Below are 16,273 nucleotides of genomic sequence, written 5' to 3'. Positions count from 1 at the left end.
AGTCTGTGCTGATGCCACCAGCCCTCGGGCGGTACCATCAAAGTCATGCCCGATGTGCTGGATATGGCAGGACCAATCCTGGAAATGCTGACCTGGATGTGCCTGCCCGTTGGCTTGCTGCTGCTCTTCTACGTGGGCTTTCAGCGCCGCTTTGTGCATCCCTGGGATGTGGCTGAGGCCGTGGTGTACTCGGACAAGACGGGCGTGGGGTTCAGGTGGCTGGACCGAAAGCACCAGGTGCACAATGCCCCCATGTCGCCCCACGACATCAGGGACCTGGCAGTGGGCGAGACCCTGCCCATCTACTACCATCCCAAGCGCCCCACGCAGTGGCAGATCACTCCGCCCGAGGAAGCCGGGGGGACAGCCTCGGTGCTGGGGCGTGTCCTGACGGCCATTGGTTCCGTGGCACTGCTGGCAGGTTTCGTCCTGCCCATGTTCTAGCCGGCGGCTTACCGCGCACTACCCGGCGAGCACCACGCCGATCCCCAGGGCTCCCAGGGCGATACCGGCGAAGGCTGTCCACAGCACGGCGGTGATGTCGGCGTCCACGTGTTCCCGGGCGACGCCGTGCGACCTGGCGCTGTACCGCCTGCGCTGCGTGAGGTAGATGGCCAGGGCAGCCCCGGCGGAGACCGTGAAAAGCAGCAGGATGGGCAGCCCGTGGTTGGGAAGCCATCGCAGGAAAAGCGCACTCGCCGTCACCAGGGCCAGCATGGTTCTGCCCCAGGCCAGCGAGGTGCGTTCCGGCTGCAGGCCGGGATCACCGTGCGTATCTCCAGCTGGAAGGGATGGCGCCACCGGCGTCAGCGCCAGAGGACGAAAACGAGGACGACGGCGGCCGCCACCGCGCCTGCCCCTGCCAGGAGGGGCACAATGAGCGGCAGGGGGAGGGGCGCCTTGTGCCGCATGCTGCGTTCCACGCGGAGCCATCTCAGCGCGGCCCCGGCGCTGAGCAGCATGCCCAGCAGGAGCAGCACGATGGCCAGGCCCTTGCGGACAGGTTCCAGGAACAGGTCCGAGGTGAACGCCTCGATGGCGATGCCGCCGGCCAGCAGGGCCAGGGAGGTCCGGATCCAGGCGAGGAACGTCCGTTCGTTGGCGAGGGTGAACCTGGGGTCCGGCTCCTCGCCGCCGGGCAGCAGCCGTTCGGCGATCTTGCCGCGCGACGGCGGTGCGCCGTCTCCGGGTGCTTGCTGGCTGTTGGTCACGGTGCCAGTTTAGCCGCGCCGCTGTCCGCGCCCCGGCCCGCCAACGGCGGACCCGGCAGGCTGCCGGCGCCGTAACGCCCTGCCCCAAGACGCTTCCCGACACGCTGTTGCCTACGCGGATCTCCGCAGAGCCGCCCGTGACGCGAGGTGTTCGCCGATGGGCAGGGCCGCCGTCGCTGCCGGGGACGGGGCGTTGAGGACGTGGATCATCCGGCCGGTCTCAGCAAGCAGGAAATCGTGAATGAGCGTGCCGTCCCGGCGTACCGCCTGCGCCCTGATCCCCGCCTCGTACGGCAGCAGGTCTGCCTTGGCCAATCCGGGAGCGTACTTCCGGCATTCCTGCAGGTAGCTGCCCTTGAACAGGGAATTGCGGACCTCCCGGACAGCAGTCAGGGCGTTGGCGCGGGCCACGTGCCACAGCCCTGGGAACTTCGCGTAACGGGCCACATCGCGGTAATCCACCGAGAACTTGGGGTAGCCCTCCCTGGCCATTCCCAGCACAGCGTTGGGGCCCACGGTGATGGTCCCCTGCACCGTGGGGGTGAGGTGGACGCCGAGGAATGGCAGGGCAGGATCGGGGACGGGGTAAATGAGATGCCGGACGTAGCCGGACTTCTCGGCAGGAAGCTCAAAGTACTCTCCGCGGAAGGGGATGATCTGGACGTCGATGTCCACCCCTGCAGCCTCTGCGAGCCGGTCCGACTGCAGCCCGGCGCAGGCCACAAGCTGCCGGCACGAGTACGCCCCGGTCTCGGTGCGAACGTCCACCCGGTCCGTGTGTTCGGAAATGGTGGTGACCCGGGCCTTGGTATATACCTGCCCGCCCGCCCTTTCCACCAGTTGTGCGAGCTTCCGGGCCACCGCCGGGTAGTCCACGATGCCGGTGCTGGGAATGAACAGGGCACCGAGCCCGGTGACATTGGGCTCACGCCGGAGGAGTTCCTTCCGGTCCAGCCGTTCATAGTCCAGTTCGTGGACCGCTGCCCGTTCCTCGAGCTGCGTCAGCCGCTCCAGCTCCAGCGGAGTGGTGGCCACCAGCAGCTTCCCGGGCTCGCGGTAAGGAATGCCGTGCTCCTGGCAGAACTCCTTTGTCTGCCGGGCGCCGGCTTTGCTGAATCTGGCCTTCAGGCTTCCGGGCGCATAGTAGATTCCCGAATGGATGACGCCGCTGTTGTGCCCGGTCTGGTGCGCGGCAAGGGTATCCGCCGCTTCCAGCAGGACCAGGGACGCATCGGGTTCCCTGCGCAGCAGCTGGTAGGCGGTGGCCAGGCCAACGATCCCGCCGCCGATGATGCAGTAGTCCACGTGCTCCACAGGGGAAATTCTGCCCCATGGCCGCAAATACTGCTGTTTAGCCTGCGCTTCGCGGGGCAAACATGATTACTGCCACCCCCAGCAGGCAGATGACCGAGCCGGCCACGTCCCACCGGTCGGGCCGGAAACCGTCGAAAATCATTCCCCATGCGAGGGATCCGGCAACGAACACCCCGCCGTAGGCCGCCAGGATCCGGCCGAAGTGGGCGTCCGGCTGGAGGGTGGCCACGAATCCGTAGGCACCCAGGGCAATCACGCCAAGTCCGGCCCACCACCAGTCCTTGCCTTCCCTGACCGCCTGCCACACCAGCCAGGCCCCGCCGATTTCTGCCGCCGCGGCCAGCACGAACAGCACGATGGTCTTGAGGACGCTGACGGTTTCTTCCGGGATACCCACCCGGCCATCATGCCAGCCGGGAACGCCGGCAACGCGGGAATGCCACCGGGCGGCCGGCGGTTGGGGCAGGTATGGAGCGCATAGGATTCCTTTCATTCGGCCACTGGGGACCCGGCCAGGGTTCCCGCACCAGGACAGCGGGCGAGGCGCTGGTGCAGGGCATCGAATTAGCCGTAGCTGCCGAGGAACTCGGTGTGGACGGTGCGTTCTTCCGGGTACACCATTTCGCCCGCCAACAGGCCTCGCCGTTTCCGCTCCTTGCAGCTATCGCAGCACGCACCCGCCGGATCGAAATCGGTACCGGTGTTATTGACATGCGTTACGAGAACCCGCTCTACATGGCGGAGGAAGCTGCAGCCACTGACCTGATCAGCGGCGGCAGGCTCCAGCTCGGGATCAGTCGTGGCTCACCCGAGCCGGCCCGGCAAGGCGCGTCAGCTTTCGGCTATGTGCCCCGGGACGGCGAATCCGACGCCGATATGGCACGCCGCCACACCGAGCTCTTCCGCAAGGCAATCACCGGGGCTGGAGTGGCGGAAGCCGACCCCCGGTATGCCGGTGGTGCCACGGGCCTCCTGCCCGTGCAACCGCAGTCGCCCGGCCTGGCGCAGCGGATTTGGTGGGGAGCCGGCACCCGCAAAACGGCTGTCTGGGCGGCGGAGCTCGGAATGAACCTGATGAGTTCCACCCTGCTCACGGAGGACACCGGCGTGCCTTTCCATGAACTCCAGGCGGAACAGATCCAGCTGTTCCGGGATACCTGGCAGGCAGCCGGCCACTCCTATCAGCCGAGGATCTCGGTCAGCCGCAGCGTGCTGCCCATCGCGGACGACGAGGACCGCCGCTACTTCGCCGGCAGCGCCCTCCGCGACGGCCGGGACCAGGTGGGCATCATTGATGGGCTCACGGCGCGGTTCGGAAAAAGCTATGTGGGCGAGCCCGACCGGCTCGCGGAGGAACTGGCTGCGGATACCGCTGTCCAGGCCGCTGACACGCTGCTCCTGACGGTCCCGAACCAACTCGGAGTCGAGTTCAACGCGAAACTCCTGGGGAACGTGGCCCGCCACATCGCGCCGTCCCTGGGCTGGAATCCGTCCAGCCGGTGACCGGGCGGGAACCATCTCCGTGACCCAGCCGTTACTCTTAAGGTGCGGCTTGGGGGCTTAGCGCCCCAACCAGTATGGCTGCAGGACGGTCATATGACGGAGAGAGAGAAATATGGCTCGCGCCGCCCTAGGCTTAACTGCATGATCAGGCTACGACAGCTGGCCCAAGCGGCTTCGGTTCTCACCACGCCCTTGGCTCCCGAGGACATCCTCGCGCTCTTCAACCCGGTCTTTTCCGCCCGGCAGCTCCGCGGCGTCGTCACCCGGGTCGTCCAGGAAACCGCCCAGTCGGCCACCATCTTCTTCCGCCCGGGGCGGGGCTGGCAGTCGCACCTTGCCGGCCAGTGGGCCCGCATCGGCGTCGAGCTGGACGGCGTGCGGCACTGGCGCTCGTACTCACTCAGTGCCGCCGCCGGCAAGGATCCCGCCATTACCGTGACGGACGTCGGCGCGGTGTCCGGCACCCTGGTGCGCACCACGCGCCCCGGTGATGTCCTGTTCCTCGCCCCGCCGCAGGGCGATTTTGTCCTGCCCGAGCACCCCAGGCCGCTGCTGATGGTCACCGCCGGCAGTGGCATCACTCCGGTGATGTCCATGATCCGTACGCTGGTGCCGCGCCGCCCGGATGCCGACGTCGTACTTGTCCATTCCGCCCGCACGCCCGGCGACAGCCTGTTCCGCGAGGAACTTGCTGAACTTGCGGACCAGTTCCCCAACTTCCGCCTGGCGCACTGGTTCACCGGGGAGCAGGGCCGGATGGACTTTTCCAGCACCAGCCAGCTGGATGAGATCTGTCCCGACTGGAAGGAACGCGCCGCCTACGCCTGCGGCCCGGACAGCTTCCTGGACGACGCCGAAGCCCTCTGGAACCGCGCCGCCCTCACCACCGCCGCGCCCGGGACCGACATTGCGGTGGCCGGCAGCGCGGGCAACCTCATGATCGAACGGTTCAACACCACCTTTGCCGCCGGTGTGGGGCACGACGGCGGCCTGGTCACCTTCGAAGCCTCGGACCGCGAGGTGGAGGCCGACGGCGACACCCCCATCCTGGACGTCGGAGAGGACGCCGGGGTGCTGATGCCCAGCGGCTGCCGGATGGGCATCTGCCACAGCTGCCTCACTCCGCTCCTGGCCGGCCAGGTGCGCGACCTCCGAACCGGGGAAATCCATGGCGATCCCGGCCAACTGATCCAAACGTGTGTCTCGGCAGCCGCCGGACCCGTCAACCTCGAACTCTGAGGAGCAGAATAATGTCTGTCATCTCACCCACTAAGGCCGCTTCCACCGGAGGGGCAAACGCCGGCAGCTCAAGGACGCGCCCCGGCAAGCTTGCCGAGTCCGGCAGCCCCACCGTACGGCCGCCAGCGGCCGCACACCTGACGGACGAGCAGGTGGCCGAGCTGGGCCGCGAGCTTGACGCCATCCGTGACGAGATCCTGGCGAAGCGTGGCGCCGAAGACGCCGCCTACATCCGCCGGATGATCAAGGTCCAGCGTGGCCTGGAAATTTCCGGCCGTGCCGCCCTTCTGGTTGGCAAGAACAAGGCTGCCTGGGTCACCGGCACCACCCTGCTGAGCCTGGCCAAGATCCTGGAAAACATGGAGATCGGGCACAACGTCCTGCACGGCCAGTGGGACTGGATGCGGGACCCGGACATCCACTCCACCACCTGGGAGTGGGACTTTGTCACCCCCTCGCGTTCGTGGCAGCACACCCACAATGACCTGCACCACCGCTGGACCAACGTGGTGGGCAAGGACAACGACGTCGGATACAACCTCCTGCGGATGGATGAACAGCAGCCGTGGAAGCCGATGAACCTTGGCAACCCGCTGTACAACGCCATCCTGGCGCCTCTCTTCGAGTGGGGCATCGCCATCTACGACCTCGAACTGACGGAGTTCAGGGAAGGCAAGAAGTCCAAGGAAGCGCTGCTCAAGGACCTCAAGGCCCTGGGCAAGAAGGTGGTCACGCAGTTCACCAAGGACTACGCCGCAACTCCCGCCGTTGCCATGCTGACTGGCTCCGGAAAGCAGGCGCTCTACGGAACCCTGACCGCCAACGCCGTGCGCAACGTCTGGGCCCACGCCGTGATCTTCTGTGGCCACTTCCCTGAGGGCACGGATACCTTTACGGAGGAAATGGCGGAAGGTGAAACCCGCGGAGACTGGTACATCCGGCAGATGATCGGCTCCGCCAACATTTCCGGCTCAAAGTTCATGCACATCATGACCGGCAACCTCTCGCACCAGATCGAGCACCACCTTTTCCCGGACCTGCCCTCCAACCGGTATGCCGAAGTTGCGCCCAAGGTCCGTGAGATCTGCCAGCGGTACGGCCTCAAGTACACCACCGGTCCGCTGCTGAAGCAGGTTGGCTCCACCTGGGGCAAGATCTTCAAGCTGGCGCTGCCCGGCAAGACCGCCAAGGCCTGACGCAGGACGGGCAGTCCAATGCAGTAACAGCACCTCCGGTTCCGGGACATGCCGGGACCGGGGGTGCTTTTCCCTTCACGCCCTCGGCGGCGCGCATAATGGATCCCACAGCTGCGCGGCCTTTGGAGGAAAGATGAAATTCGTGGGAGCCCTCATCGTCATCTGGCTCATCATCGGCGGCGTGGCCGCCTGGCAGCGGGGCTATTTCGGCGGGGCGCCCGGGTCCTGCGCAGAAGCAGGCACCGTCGCCGTAACCATCGTTGCGGGGCCACTGAACTACATGGGCGTCAACCCGCAGATCACCTGCGAGCTGCCGCAGCCATCCCAATAGACGGACCGGGAGTCCGAGGCTGCAGGAGAACGGCCGGGGCGGTCCTAGAGTAGGGACTGCGCGGGTATTGGCATGCCGCCTGCCTGCTCCGATCAGTCTCGAAAGGAATTCGCCGCGATGGCTTTCATCACCGTTGGAACTGAGAACAGCACCGACATCGAGCTCTACTACGAGGACCACGGCTCCGGCCAGCCGGTGGTGCTGATCCACGGCTACCCGCTGGACGGGGCGTCCTGGGAACGGCAGGCCACGGCCCTCCTGGCTGCCGGCTACCGTGTGATCACCTACGACCGGCGCGGCTTCGGGAAGTCCAGCAAAACCACCGAAGGCTACGACTACGACACCTTCGCCGCGGACCTCAATACCCTGCTGACCACGCTGGACCTCAGCAACACCGTCCTTGTGGGATTCTCCATGGGCACGGGCGAGGTGGCACGCTACCTTGGCACTTACGGTTCCGGACGCGTTGCCAAGGCTGCCTTCCTGGGATCCCTGGAGCCCTTCCTGCTCAAGACCGACGACAACCCCGGCGGTGTGCCGCAGGAGGTTTTCGACGGGCTGAAGGAAGCCGTCACCGCCGACCGGTATGCGTTCTTCACCGAGTTCTTCAAGAACTTCTACAACTCGGACACCTTCCTGGGGACGCCCCGCCTCAGCCAGGAGGCCGTCACAGCCAGCTGGAACGTGGCCGCAGGCTCCGGTGCCACCGCCTCCGTGGCCGCGCAGGCCACCTGGATCACGGACTTCCGCCAGGACATCCCCAAGATCGATGTTCCTGCGCTGATTGTGCATGGCACCGCGGACAACATCCTGCCCATCGACTCCACCGGGCGGCTGTTCGCCAAGGCCCTGCCGGAAGCGGAGTACGTGGAAATCGAGGGGGCCCCGCACGGCCTGCTCCTGACCCACGCCGCCGAGGTCAACGAGGCCCTGCTCGGCTTCCTGGCCAAGTAGCGCACCAATACTTCCGACGACGGCGGCCGGCTGCCGTCGTCGTCGGAAGTGAGCAGAACAGGATGCCCCATCAGATAACGTCCCTAAACCCGGGTTTTAGGAACCAATCCTGATAGGGCAACCACGGTGGAGAGTGGGGAAGCGGGCCGGAGCTACCGGTGGAAGCCGCCTCCTCCGCCGCCGGGGCCCTGCTCCGCCGTGTATTCGCCGGCGGTGACGGTGTCCACCTGCGTGGCGCCGTCGAGCGAACCCCCACCCAGGCCCGCACTCACCGTTGCCGTGCCCCCGGTGTAGACGGTGTACTTGGCCCCTGCGGTGATCGCCGCCGAGGAGAAGACCAGCGAGGCAGCGGCCTTGGTGGTGACAAACGCTGCCACCACGGTTCCGGAGGAGTCGGCGATCTGGATGACGGTACCGGCCGGAACGGACGAGCCGAGTGTCACCTGCACCCCGGACTGGGTGGAGGACTCCGCGGGCGTAACTGCCATGCCCGCGCTGCCGGCAGCGGCAACAGTTCCTCCGCTCACGGCGAGTTCGCCGTTGACGTCCAGGGCACCGTTGCCGTCGTTCGTGGGGCCGTTGACCACCACGGTGCCACCGGAAATGGTGGCGTTGCCGTTGGAATCGAGGCCGTCACCCTGCGCATTGATGGTCAGCAGGCCGCCGCTGATGTCCACGGTGTAATCACCCACCTCCATGCTGCCGCCGCCCATGCCGCCGCCTGCTCCTGCACCGGAGGAAGCCGTGCTGCTGCCGCCGGACGCGTTCACGCCGTCGTCGTTGGAAGTGACATTGGCGGTGCCGCCGGAGACCACGATGTGCTGAGCCTCCAGGCCCTCCTCGGATTCCTTGACGGTGGTGTCGCCGGCGGCGATGGTGAGGGTGTTGAAGGCCTTCACCCCGTCATCGCCGGCCGTCACGGCCAGGGTGCCGCCATTGATGAGCACCCACCCGCGGCCCTCGTCCTCCTCGTTGTCGGACTTGAAGCCGTCGTCTGCCGCGGTGACCTGGTAGGCACCGTCCAGCAGCACGGCGTAGTCCTTGCCCACAATGCCGTCGTCTGCCGCGTCCACAGTGACGGTGCCGCCGGCCAGGACCAGCCCGTCCTTGCTGGAGATGCCGTCGTTGTAGTTGCCGTCCACGGCCAGGGTACCCGGGCCGGCGATAGTGAGGTCCGCCTTGGAGTAGAGGGCGGCGTTGGGGGCGTCCGTTCCCTGGTCGGCGTAGGTGGAAGCGTCGCTGATCGAGTTGTTGGTGCCCTCCGCGAGGTAGACGATGGCCTCGTCCGCGCTTTCCACCACAAAGGGAGATCCCGTGGAGTTGGCCAGGGTGGCACCGTCCAGGATGATGCATACGGTGTCCTCCTCGCCGGCGGCCACCACGATCCTGCCGTCGGTGAGCGACCCGCTGAGGCGGTAGGTGCCCGCGGCGCTGATGGTGACCGTATCGCCCTCTACCGATACGCCGGATGAGGACCCGGAGGCCACGGAACTGGAGCCGTCCGCGAGGGTCACGGCTACCTCGGAGGCTGCATCCCAGGTGAGGTCGTCGCCGTCGTAATGCGTGTCCTGGGCAAGCGTGTCCAGCGAAACGGCTGTTGTGGTGCCCGTCCCGGTGGAACTGGAAGAAGTGGAGGAACCGGTGCCGGATGTGCCGGTGATGCCGGTGGGTGACGTGCCGGCTACGGAGCAGCCGGCCAGGCCGATGGCGGCTGCCATGGCGGCGACGGAAAGGTAAGTGCGGAGGCTTTTCATGGAGTGTCCTTGGGTGGGGGAGCGGGTGGTCAGGAGGTAATTAGGCGGCTGGGCGGAGGGGGAGGCTGCGGGACAGCGTGCGGTTCCAGCGGTTGGCTGGAAGCTCGGGCCGAAGGGCGGCCATCCCCGTAGCGAACTTGGAGATCCGGGACGGCCTGACGCCGGCCGCCCACAGGTGCCGGTCCAGCGGCCCGGCGGTGGAGCCGGACTTGGTTTCGAGGATGACGGCGTTGTCCAGGACCCACGGTTCCCGGCCAGGCCTCTGCCATGTCACGCCGGTATCGATGGTGGCGCGGCTGCCTGACTCCTGGAGGTAGAAGGTGGTGCGGTGGTAGCGGGTCTCGAGAACAGGTTCCAGGGGGCCGGCGGGGACTGACCCCACGGCGGCGGCCAGGGTTTCCCGGACGTAGTCCAGCCCTTCCGCCGTCAGCCGCGAACGGTCCTCCAACCGGTATGGAATGCGTTCCTTGACGGTGGCTTCCCGGGCGCCTTCGGTCTTGACCTCCAGGAAGCTGATGGCGCTGTCCACGTAGGTCCGCGTGCGGATCTTGTAGCGGCGGCGCCGGCCGTGGGCTGCCAGCAGGTAGCTGTCCAGGGCGGCGGTGTCGAAGTAGACGGAGTCGTAGGCGAAGCTGCGGGCTCCGTCCATTTCCAGGACCCGCATGTCCGTGCCGAAGGTGGCCAGCAGCTGCCGCGCGGTTCCGGTGGCCAGCACGTACTTCCGGTCCACGCGGGTCTGGAGTGCGGCCTCCGCGTTCAGTTCATCCAGTCCCACGGAGGGGAAGAGATGGAGATTCCCGACGGCGGCGCCCGCCGGGTTCATCGCACGCCTGCCTGGATGTGGCCGGGCAGCTGCTCCGGGCTGGGGATGTACTCAGCGGCGGGGATGCCGCCCGCTGTGGCCGGCGCCGTCGTCGTAAGTCCCGCGAGGGTTCCCGGGACGGAGGGGGCGGCGTAGGCGGCGGGGGAGTAGGCGTAGCGGACGTCCACGATGGTCTTGTCATTGACCAGGTCCAGCTGCTGGATGGTGGCGGAGTGGACCTTGCCGTGCAGCACTTCCTCAAGCCGTGCATACAGCTCGCCGTCCTCGGCAATGGCCCGGTCCAGGATGACGGTCTGGTGCCGGTGCGCCGGCAGGACCTTGGGGTGGTCGCCCACGAACATCACCAGCAGGATCAGGGCCATCAGCGAAACGGTCAGCCAGAGCGGCTCGATGCCGAGCCCGGCGATCAGGCCCAACGCCAGTGCCGAGAAGTAGTAGGCCACCTCGTGCTGGGCCAGTTCGGTGGAGCGGAGCCTGATGATGGACAGGACGCCGAACAGTCCGAGCCCCAGTCCCAGGCCTGCAGCGGAACCGGACAGTGCGGTGGCGACGGCCAGGACCCCCACGTTCATGCCGAGGTAGGAGACCACCAGGTCGCGCCGGCGGTGGCGGCGAAGGTAGAGGGCGAAGGTGAGGATGCTGATGGCTGCCAGGTCGGCGAGGATGAAAATGAGGTTCATGGGATTCTCCGGAATGTTTTCGGTGGGCTGTTTCTTACGATCCCCGGCGATACTGTGCAGGTGCTGTGACGGAACCTAGCCGGATATATGAGCTTCTGATGGCGGTTTGCCGGCACCATTCCCGGCCTTTTCCCGTGCTGGTTTTGCGGCGGGCGGCCGGTCTTGTTTCCGGGCGAAGAGCCAGCGCTGCTGCACCGAGAAACTGATGGCGAGCAGCATGATTTCGGCCAGGATCTTGGCCGCCAGGGCAGGTACGGCGATCGCTTCGAGCGCCCAGATCAGCGCAACGTTGGCCGTGAGGAGCACAGCCACCAGGCTGAAATAGCGGAACCCCGCGGAACGGGCCGGGCGTTGCCTGCCGTGTTCGAACACCACATGCCGGTTCACCAGGAAGTTCACCGCGGAGCTCACGGCCCGGGCCCCCAGCACGGCCAGTAGCAGCGAATCCACCAGCACCGTGAGCAGCAGGAACACCGTGGTGTCCACCAGGAACGCCGCGAAGGACGAGCCAAGGAATTTCAGGAGCGGGGCATAGATGCGCACGGAGTCTGCCACCGGACGGAAATGGGAACTGGAATTGTGGTCCAGGTACACCGTGGCGATCTCCAGCGACTGAATGGAGTAGCCGGCATTCTTCGCCTCCAGCAAGAGGTTCAGCTCGTACTCATACCGGTCGCCGCGGACGGACCGGAGCCACGGGAGCATGGCGGCCGGGTAGCCGCGGAGCCCGGTCTGGGTGTCCGGGATGCGCTCGCCGGTGGCCAGGGTGAACAGCGCACGGGTGGCCGTGTTGCCGAGGCGGCTGCGGGCAGGCACATTGCCGCTGAAGCTTCTGCTGCCCAGCACCATGGTGGCCGCGCCCCGCTGGTCACCGCTGTTTCCGTGGACCTTGCCGGCTACCCGGAGGATGTCCGTCACGGTGTGCTGGCCGTCGCTGTCGGCACACACCACGTCATGGCCGGGCAGGTTGTCCGCGATGAAGCCGAAGCCGGCCTTCAGGGCGAAACCTTTCCCCCTGTTGCGTGCGTAACTGAGGACGTGGCACCCCAGCGCCCTGACGTCGTCGAACACGTCCTTGTAGGCGGGGCCGCTGCCGTCATCAACCACCACGACGGCGGTCCACGGCTCGGCGGCGCGGATCCGGCGGATCAGGGCTGGCAAATGGTGGTGGTCCGGTTCGTAGGCCGGGATAAGGATGATCATGGCCGCCTACCCGGCGATGTAGAGGATGTCGGAGGTGCCGCGTTCCTTGTTCTCGCCCAGCGGGTTGTTGACCAGCCCGCCGTTGAAGTACATGGTGGACGAGCCGCCGCCGTCGATGTTGTACGCGGTGGTGGCACCCAGGCCCTGCATGATTTCGGCCAGGCCGGTCATGGTGACGCCGGCGCTGTAGCCCGGGCTGCGGCCGTCCACGACGACGAACACCAGGTGGTTTTCATCGATGATGCCGACGGCGGTGCGCGGCTGCTCGCCCTGGATGGAGTGGTTGCCGAAGTTGGTGTCCACCTCCACGTCCTCGATGCCGGAAGCGACCTCACCGTTGTCCAGGAGGGACGGGCCGAAGGAGAGGGTGTTCCAGACGCCGTCCGCCAGTAACTGTTCGGCGGTGGTGGTGGTTTCGTCGTAGACCTTGACCGTGCCGTCGCGATAGAAGGCAAGGCCCTGGCGGGCGCCTTCGTCGCGGAACACCACGCCGTTGCGGATCACGATGCCGGTGTCGCGGAATCCGTAGTAGTCGCCGTTAATGGCGAAGATGGCATTGTTCGCCTCGGCGATGGCGGAGGTGGTTTCGGTGATGTTCTCGCCGAAGCTGTCGTTGGCGAAGGCGGACTGCAGCGTGGTGGCGTCATCGAGCACGACATCGGCAACGTAGTACGTGACGGTGCTGTCGCCGCTGCCGGTGGTCACCGTTGAGATGCTGATGTTGGACGAATCCGACGTGTAGGACGTGTCCGTGGTGACCGCTGCGGTGCCTGATCCGTCGCCGGCCGCCGTGGTGGTACCGGACTGGGCAGTGCTGCTTTGGGCAGTCCCGGCCTGGCTGGCTTGGTATGCGGAGACGTCCGAGATCTCAACATGCTGGACCACGAACCGGTCCAGCGCCCAGGCGGTGGCGCCGCCGGCGGACAGGGTGAGGGCTACGGCCCCGGCGATGACGGCCCGCCTGACGCGGCCTGGTTTACGTTTGGGAGTCTGTTGGGATGTCATGCCCCATTTCTACGGAGGCAAGTTAGCAGAAGGATTTGCCGTTGATGTGATTGGCCTGTGAAACGTGGGGAGCTGGGGAAGGTGCGGAATCCGTGGCAACTGGGGCGGGGCAAAGCCGGTTGGCCAGGTCCTTGAGTTCCTTGGGGTGGAAGGGCTTGGTGAGGTACGCGGCGGCACCCGAGGCCATGCCGGCCAGGACGTCGTCCTCTTCGGAGCGGGCGGTCAGGAACAGCAGCGGCGCCTTGCTCAGTGCCCGGACTGCGCGCGCCACCACGTGGCCGTCCATGTCCGGCAGCCCGAGGTCCAGCGTCACCAGGGAAACGGCCGGATCAGCCGCGGCGGCGATGCCCTCTGCACCGCTTGCCACCGCCCGCACCTCGAATCCGGCGCGCGTCAGGACCACGGTGATGAGACCGCGGATATCGTCGTTGTCCTCCACCACAAGGCAGACACGTTGTTGTTCCATCGAAGCCCCCCAGGCCAAAAGATGGCATCAGTCTAGCGTGGCGGAGCTAGCCGTCGTAGTGTGTCCTCGCCGGCCCCTGGCCAAGGGAGTTAACCACCGCGCTGGCCACTTCGTGGAGCTTGGAGTTGCGGGTGCTGGAGGCGGTCTTCAGGATATCGAAGGCGTCCTGCTGGCTGCACCGGTTCTGCGCCATGATGATGCCCACCGCCATATCGATCACGGTCCGGGATTCAAGGGTGGCGCGCAGGTTCGCTGCCGTCTCGCTGTAGTGGGCAAAGCGCACTGCCAGGCGAAGGGCCAGCGAGGTCTGGCCAACGAAGTCCTCGGCGAACTTGCGCGCCCGTCCTTCGAAACGGTGCGGCCGCCGCGAATACAGGAGCAGGGCGGCCTTGGTTTCGCCCTCCAGCCGGAACGGGAGTGCAAGCACGGAACGGATGCCCTGGCCCAGGACGGCCCCGGCGTACTCCGGCCAGCTGCCGTCCTTTTCCAGGTCCGGCACGTGCACGGTCACCTTCTCCATGGACGCCGTCAGGCTGGGCGTCTCAGGGTACTGGTGCTCGAGGAGGCCGAGCGACGCGGCCTCCGGGCTGCTGCTGGCCACTGTGGCGGCCTTGCGCTGCCGCAGCAGCGTGATGGCGCACAGGATTTCGTCGCCGGGTTCGGAAAGATTGCGGGCAGACACCTGCGCCAGCTCGTTGAGGAAGTCCTCGACGTCGGAGCTGCTGAGGACCAGCTCGTGCAGGTGTTCAGTGATGGATGTATCGGTTTTAGCTGTTGACTCGCTGGCCACGATTCTCTGGTGCCATTCGCTCAGGTCAAAACGAGCCAGGCGACATGGACACCGGCCGGCGGCAAGCCGGAAGGGTTTCAGGTCGCTGGATCGACGAACTTTCCAACGGCCTGCTGCTAAACCGATATTCAGAAGTATATACATGGCTTTGCAGGCGAAAGTGTCATGTTTCCGCGCCTCCACCACTGGCGAACGCGGGGTGTTCCCGGCAGAATGAAGCGGTCGCCGCGGCTGCGGTGGCAACCGGACGCCAACGGACACTTCGCCGGAGGGACGCGAAAATGACCAGACTGCTCATCATCGGTCCGCCGGGTTCGGGCAAAGGGACGCAGGCGGAACACCTTGCCCGCCACTTTAAGATTCCGGCCGTCTCCACGGGGGATATTTTCCGCAGCAACGTGAACAGGGAAACGGAGCTGGGCCGCCAGGCCGCGGGATACCTCGACGGCGGCAGTTTCGTTCCGGACCATCTCACCAATGCACTCGTCAGGGACCGGCTGCAGGGCACGGACCTCCGTTCCGGTTTCCTGCTGGACGGCTATCCCCGCACAGCGCCCCAGGTGGCGGAGCTGGACACCATGCTGGCCGCCCAGGGCAGGGCTCTGGATGCCGTTATCGAACTGCTGGCCCCCGATGCCGAACTGGAAAAGCGCATGCACCGGAGGGCACAGGAGCAGGGCCGCTCGGATGACACCGAAGAGGTCTTCCGCCGCAGGCTGGAGCTCTACCATACGGAAACGCATGAAGTAGTCTCGGCCTATGCGGGCCGCGGACTCCTGGTGTCCGTGGACGGCACCGGAGATCCCGGCGAGATTACCGCCCTGGCAATCGCCGCCGTCGAGCAATTCCTGGCCTCGTTCCATCCCCGCACCTGACTGCTTCACAGAAAAGGACACCCCCATGAAGATTGCCGTCACCGGCGGAAACGGAAAACTTGGCCGGCATGTGGTCCGCCGCCTTACGGACGACGGACACGAGGTCCTGACCCTGGACCGTGCGGGAACACGCAGTCCCGGGCTCCTGGTGGTGGACCTGCGCAACTACGGCCAGGTGCTGGACGCCCTGCTGGGGGTGGATGACCGCCACGACGGGTTCGACGCCGTGGTGCACCTTGGCGCCATACCGGCCCCGGGCATCCTGCCGGACGCCGCCACGTTCGAGAACAACATGCTCTCCACCTACAACGTCTTCCAGGCCGCGCGCCGCGCCGGGATCAAGAAGGTGGTGTACGCCTCCAGCGAGACGGTGCTGGGGCTGCCGTTCGACGTCGACCCGCCCTACATTCCCGTGGACGAGGAGTACCCGGCACGGCCCGAAAGTACGTACTCCCTGGTCAAAAAGCTGGAAGAGCAGATGGCCGTGGAAATGACGCGCTGGGATCCGGGCCTGAGCATCGTGGGCCTGCGCTTCTCGAACGTCATGGACGTCGAAGACTATGAGCGGTTCCCGTCCTTCGACTCCGACGCGATGCTCCGCAAGTGGAACCTCTGGGGCTACATTGACGGACGAGACGGCGCGCAGGCTGTCGTGAAAGCACTGGAGAACGGGACACCGGGCTTCGAAGCGTTCATCATCGCCAACGCGGACACCGTGATGAGCCGGTCCAGCGCCAGCCTCGCCGCGGAGGTCTTCCCTGCCGTCAAGGTCACCAAGGAACTCGGCGAGCACGAAACCATGCTCTCCATCGGGAAGGCCCGGCGGCTCCTCGGCTTTGAGCCCGAGCACAGCTGGCGCGATCACCAGGACGCGGAATCCGCGCAGCAGGGATAATCTTCACCTAAGCAATCTTCCGGTCGAAGATGCG

General features: G+C 66.3%; 19 protein-coding genes. 8 read left to right on the top strand and 11 right to left on the bottom strand.

Features of this window, described 5'->3' with window-relative positions; genetic code table 11:
• Positions 1–45: 45 nt before the first annotated feature.
• The gene (locus tag UC32_RS16160) at positions 46–444 is read left to right on the top strand and encodes a hypothetical protein (RefSeq protein ID WP_045732218.1); all 399 of its coding nucleotides are present in this window, start codon (positions 46–48) and stop codon (positions 442–444) included.
• A gap of 18 nt (positions 445–462) precedes the next feature.
• Here UC32_RS16160 and UC32_RS16155 read toward each other — a convergent pair whose 3' ends face one another.
• From UC32_RS16155 to UC32_RS16140, 4 genes are all read right to left on the bottom strand, one after another.
• Positions 463–801 carry a DUF202 domain-containing protein gene (locus tag UC32_RS16155; protein ID WP_045732217.1) on the bottom strand — a complete coding sequence of 113 codons (339 nt, stop codon included), beginning with the start codon at positions 799–801 and terminating at the stop codon, positions 463–465.
• Between the two features lie 5 nt (positions 802–806).
• A complete protein-coding gene (locus tag UC32_RS16150; protein ID WP_045732216.1) occupies positions 807–1,211 on the bottom strand; it encodes a YidH family protein in 405 nt (134 codons plus the stop codon).
• Positions 1,212–1,322: 111 nt separating this feature from the next.
• On the bottom strand, positions 1,323–2,525 hold the full coding sequence (lhgO, locus tag UC32_RS16145; RefSeq protein ID WP_045732215.1) for an L-2-hydroxyglutarate oxidase: 1,203 nt from the start codon (positions 2,523–2,525) through the stop codon (positions 1,323–1,325).
• A gap of 37 nt (positions 2,526–2,562) precedes the next feature.
• Entirely contained in the window at positions 2,563–2,922 is a 360-nt protein-coding gene (locus UC32_RS16140) for a YnfA family protein (protein ID WP_045732214.1), read from the bottom strand.
• Positions 2,923–2,993: 71 nt separating this feature from the next.
• Between UC32_RS16140 and UC32_RS16135 the strand changes: the two genes are divergently transcribed.
• The 5 genes from UC32_RS16135 (at position 2,994) to UC32_RS16115 (ending at position 7,748) form a co-directional block, all read left to right on the top strand.
• The gene (locus UC32_RS16135; protein ID WP_045732213.1) at positions 2,994–4,028 is read left to right on the top strand and encodes an LLM class flavin-dependent oxidoreductase; all 1,035 of its coding nucleotides are present in this window, start codon (positions 2,994–2,996) and stop codon (positions 4,026–4,028) included.
• Positions 4,029–4,169: 141 nt separating this feature from the next.
• Entirely contained in the window at positions 4,170–5,267 is a 1,098-nt protein-coding gene (locus UC32_RS16130) for a ferredoxin reductase (protein ID WP_045732212.1), read from the top strand.
• Positions 5,268–5,278: 11 nt separating this feature from the next.
• Positions 5,279–6,463 (top strand): fatty acid desaturase family protein, encoded by a 1,185-nt coding sequence (locus UC32_RS16125; RefSeq protein WP_045732211.1) that lies wholly within the window; start codon positions 5,279–5,281, stop codon positions 6,461–6,463.
• Between the two features lie 133 nt (positions 6,464–6,596).
• A complete protein-coding gene (locus UC32_RS16120) occupies positions 6,597–6,794 on the top strand; it encodes a hypothetical protein (RefSeq protein WP_015938384.1) in 198 nt (65 codons plus the stop codon).
• A 117-nt stretch (positions 6,795–6,911) separates the two neighbouring features.
• Positions 6,912–7,748: an alpha/beta fold hydrolase gene (locus tag UC32_RS16115; RefSeq protein WP_045732210.1), complete on the top strand. Its 837-nt coding sequence runs from the start codon at positions 6,912–6,914 to the stop codon at positions 7,746–7,748.
• Positions 7,749–7,900: 152 nt separating this feature from the next.
• Here the strand turns inward: UC32_RS16115 and UC32_RS16110 are convergent, their stop codons facing one another.
• The 7 genes from UC32_RS16110 to UC32_RS16080 all read right to left on the bottom strand — a co-directional run bounded on the left by UC32_RS16110 (position 7,901) and on the right by UC32_RS16080 (position 14,469).
• Positions 7,901–9,502 carry a carbohydrate-binding domain-containing protein gene (locus tag UC32_RS16110; RefSeq protein WP_045732209.1) on the bottom strand — a complete coding sequence of 534 codons (1,602 nt, stop codon included), beginning with the start codon at positions 9,500–9,502 and terminating at the stop codon, positions 7,901–7,903.
• A 40-nt stretch (positions 9,503–9,542) separates the two neighbouring features.
• Positions 9,543–10,325, bottom strand: a complete 783-nt coding sequence (locus UC32_RS16105; RefSeq protein WP_045732208.1) for a polyphosphate polymerase domain-containing protein — start codon at positions 10,323–10,325, stop codon at positions 9,543–9,545.
• Complete coding sequence (locus tag UC32_RS16100; RefSeq protein WP_045732207.1) at positions 10,322–11,005, bottom strand: DUF4956 domain-containing protein; 684 nt, start codon at positions 11,003–11,005, stop codon at positions 10,322–10,324. The genes UC32_RS16105 and UC32_RS16100 overlap by 4 nt, the downstream gene beginning before the upstream one ends.
• A 75-nt stretch (positions 11,006–11,080) precedes the next feature.
• The gene (locus UC32_RS16095) at positions 11,081–12,208 is read right to left on the bottom strand and encodes a bifunctional glycosyltransferase family 2/GtrA family protein (RefSeq protein ID WP_045732206.1); all 1,128 of its coding nucleotides are present in this window, start codon (positions 12,206–12,208) and stop codon (positions 11,081–11,083) included.
• Positions 12,209–12,214: 6 nt separating this feature from the next.
• Positions 12,215–13,213, bottom strand: a complete 999-nt coding sequence (locus UC32_RS16090) for a phosphodiester glycosidase family protein (protein ID WP_045732205.1) — start codon at positions 13,211–13,213, stop codon at positions 12,215–12,217.
• A 22-nt stretch (positions 13,214–13,235) separates the two neighbouring features.
• The gene (locus tag UC32_RS16085; protein WP_045732204.1) at positions 13,236–13,679 is read right to left on the bottom strand and encodes a response regulator transcription factor; all 444 of its coding nucleotides are present in this window, start codon (positions 13,677–13,679) and stop codon (positions 13,236–13,238) included.
• Between the two features lie 46 nt (positions 13,680–13,725).
• On the bottom strand, positions 13,726–14,469 hold the full coding sequence (locus UC32_RS16080; protein ID WP_045732203.1) for a GAF and ANTAR domain-containing protein: 744 nt from the start codon (positions 14,467–14,469) through the stop codon (positions 13,726–13,728).
• A gap of 281 nt (positions 14,470–14,750) precedes the next feature.
• Here UC32_RS16080 and UC32_RS16075 point away from each other — a divergent pair, with 281 nt between their 5' ends.
• Both UC32_RS16075 and UC32_RS16070 read left to right on the top strand, forming a co-directional pair.
• Entirely contained in the window at positions 14,751–15,344 is a 594-nt protein-coding gene (locus UC32_RS16075; protein ID WP_045732202.1) for an adenylate kinase, read from the top strand.
• A 25-nt stretch (positions 15,345–15,369) separates the two neighbouring features.
• Positions 15,370–16,239 (top strand): NAD-dependent epimerase/dehydratase family protein, encoded by an 870-nt coding sequence (locus UC32_RS16070; RefSeq protein WP_045732201.1) that lies wholly within the window; start codon positions 15,370–15,372, stop codon positions 16,237–16,239.
• Positions 16,240–16,273 lie beyond the last annotated feature (34 nt).

This window comes from Pseudarthrobacter chlorophenolicus (assembly GCF_000962805.1).
Classification (GTDB): domain Bacteria; phylum Actinomycetota; class Actinomycetes; order Actinomycetales; family Micrococcaceae; genus Arthrobacter; species Arthrobacter chlorophenolicus_A.
The sequence above is the reverse complement of the archived record's forward strand: the minus strand, read 5'-3'. Positions and strand labels throughout refer to the sequence as shown.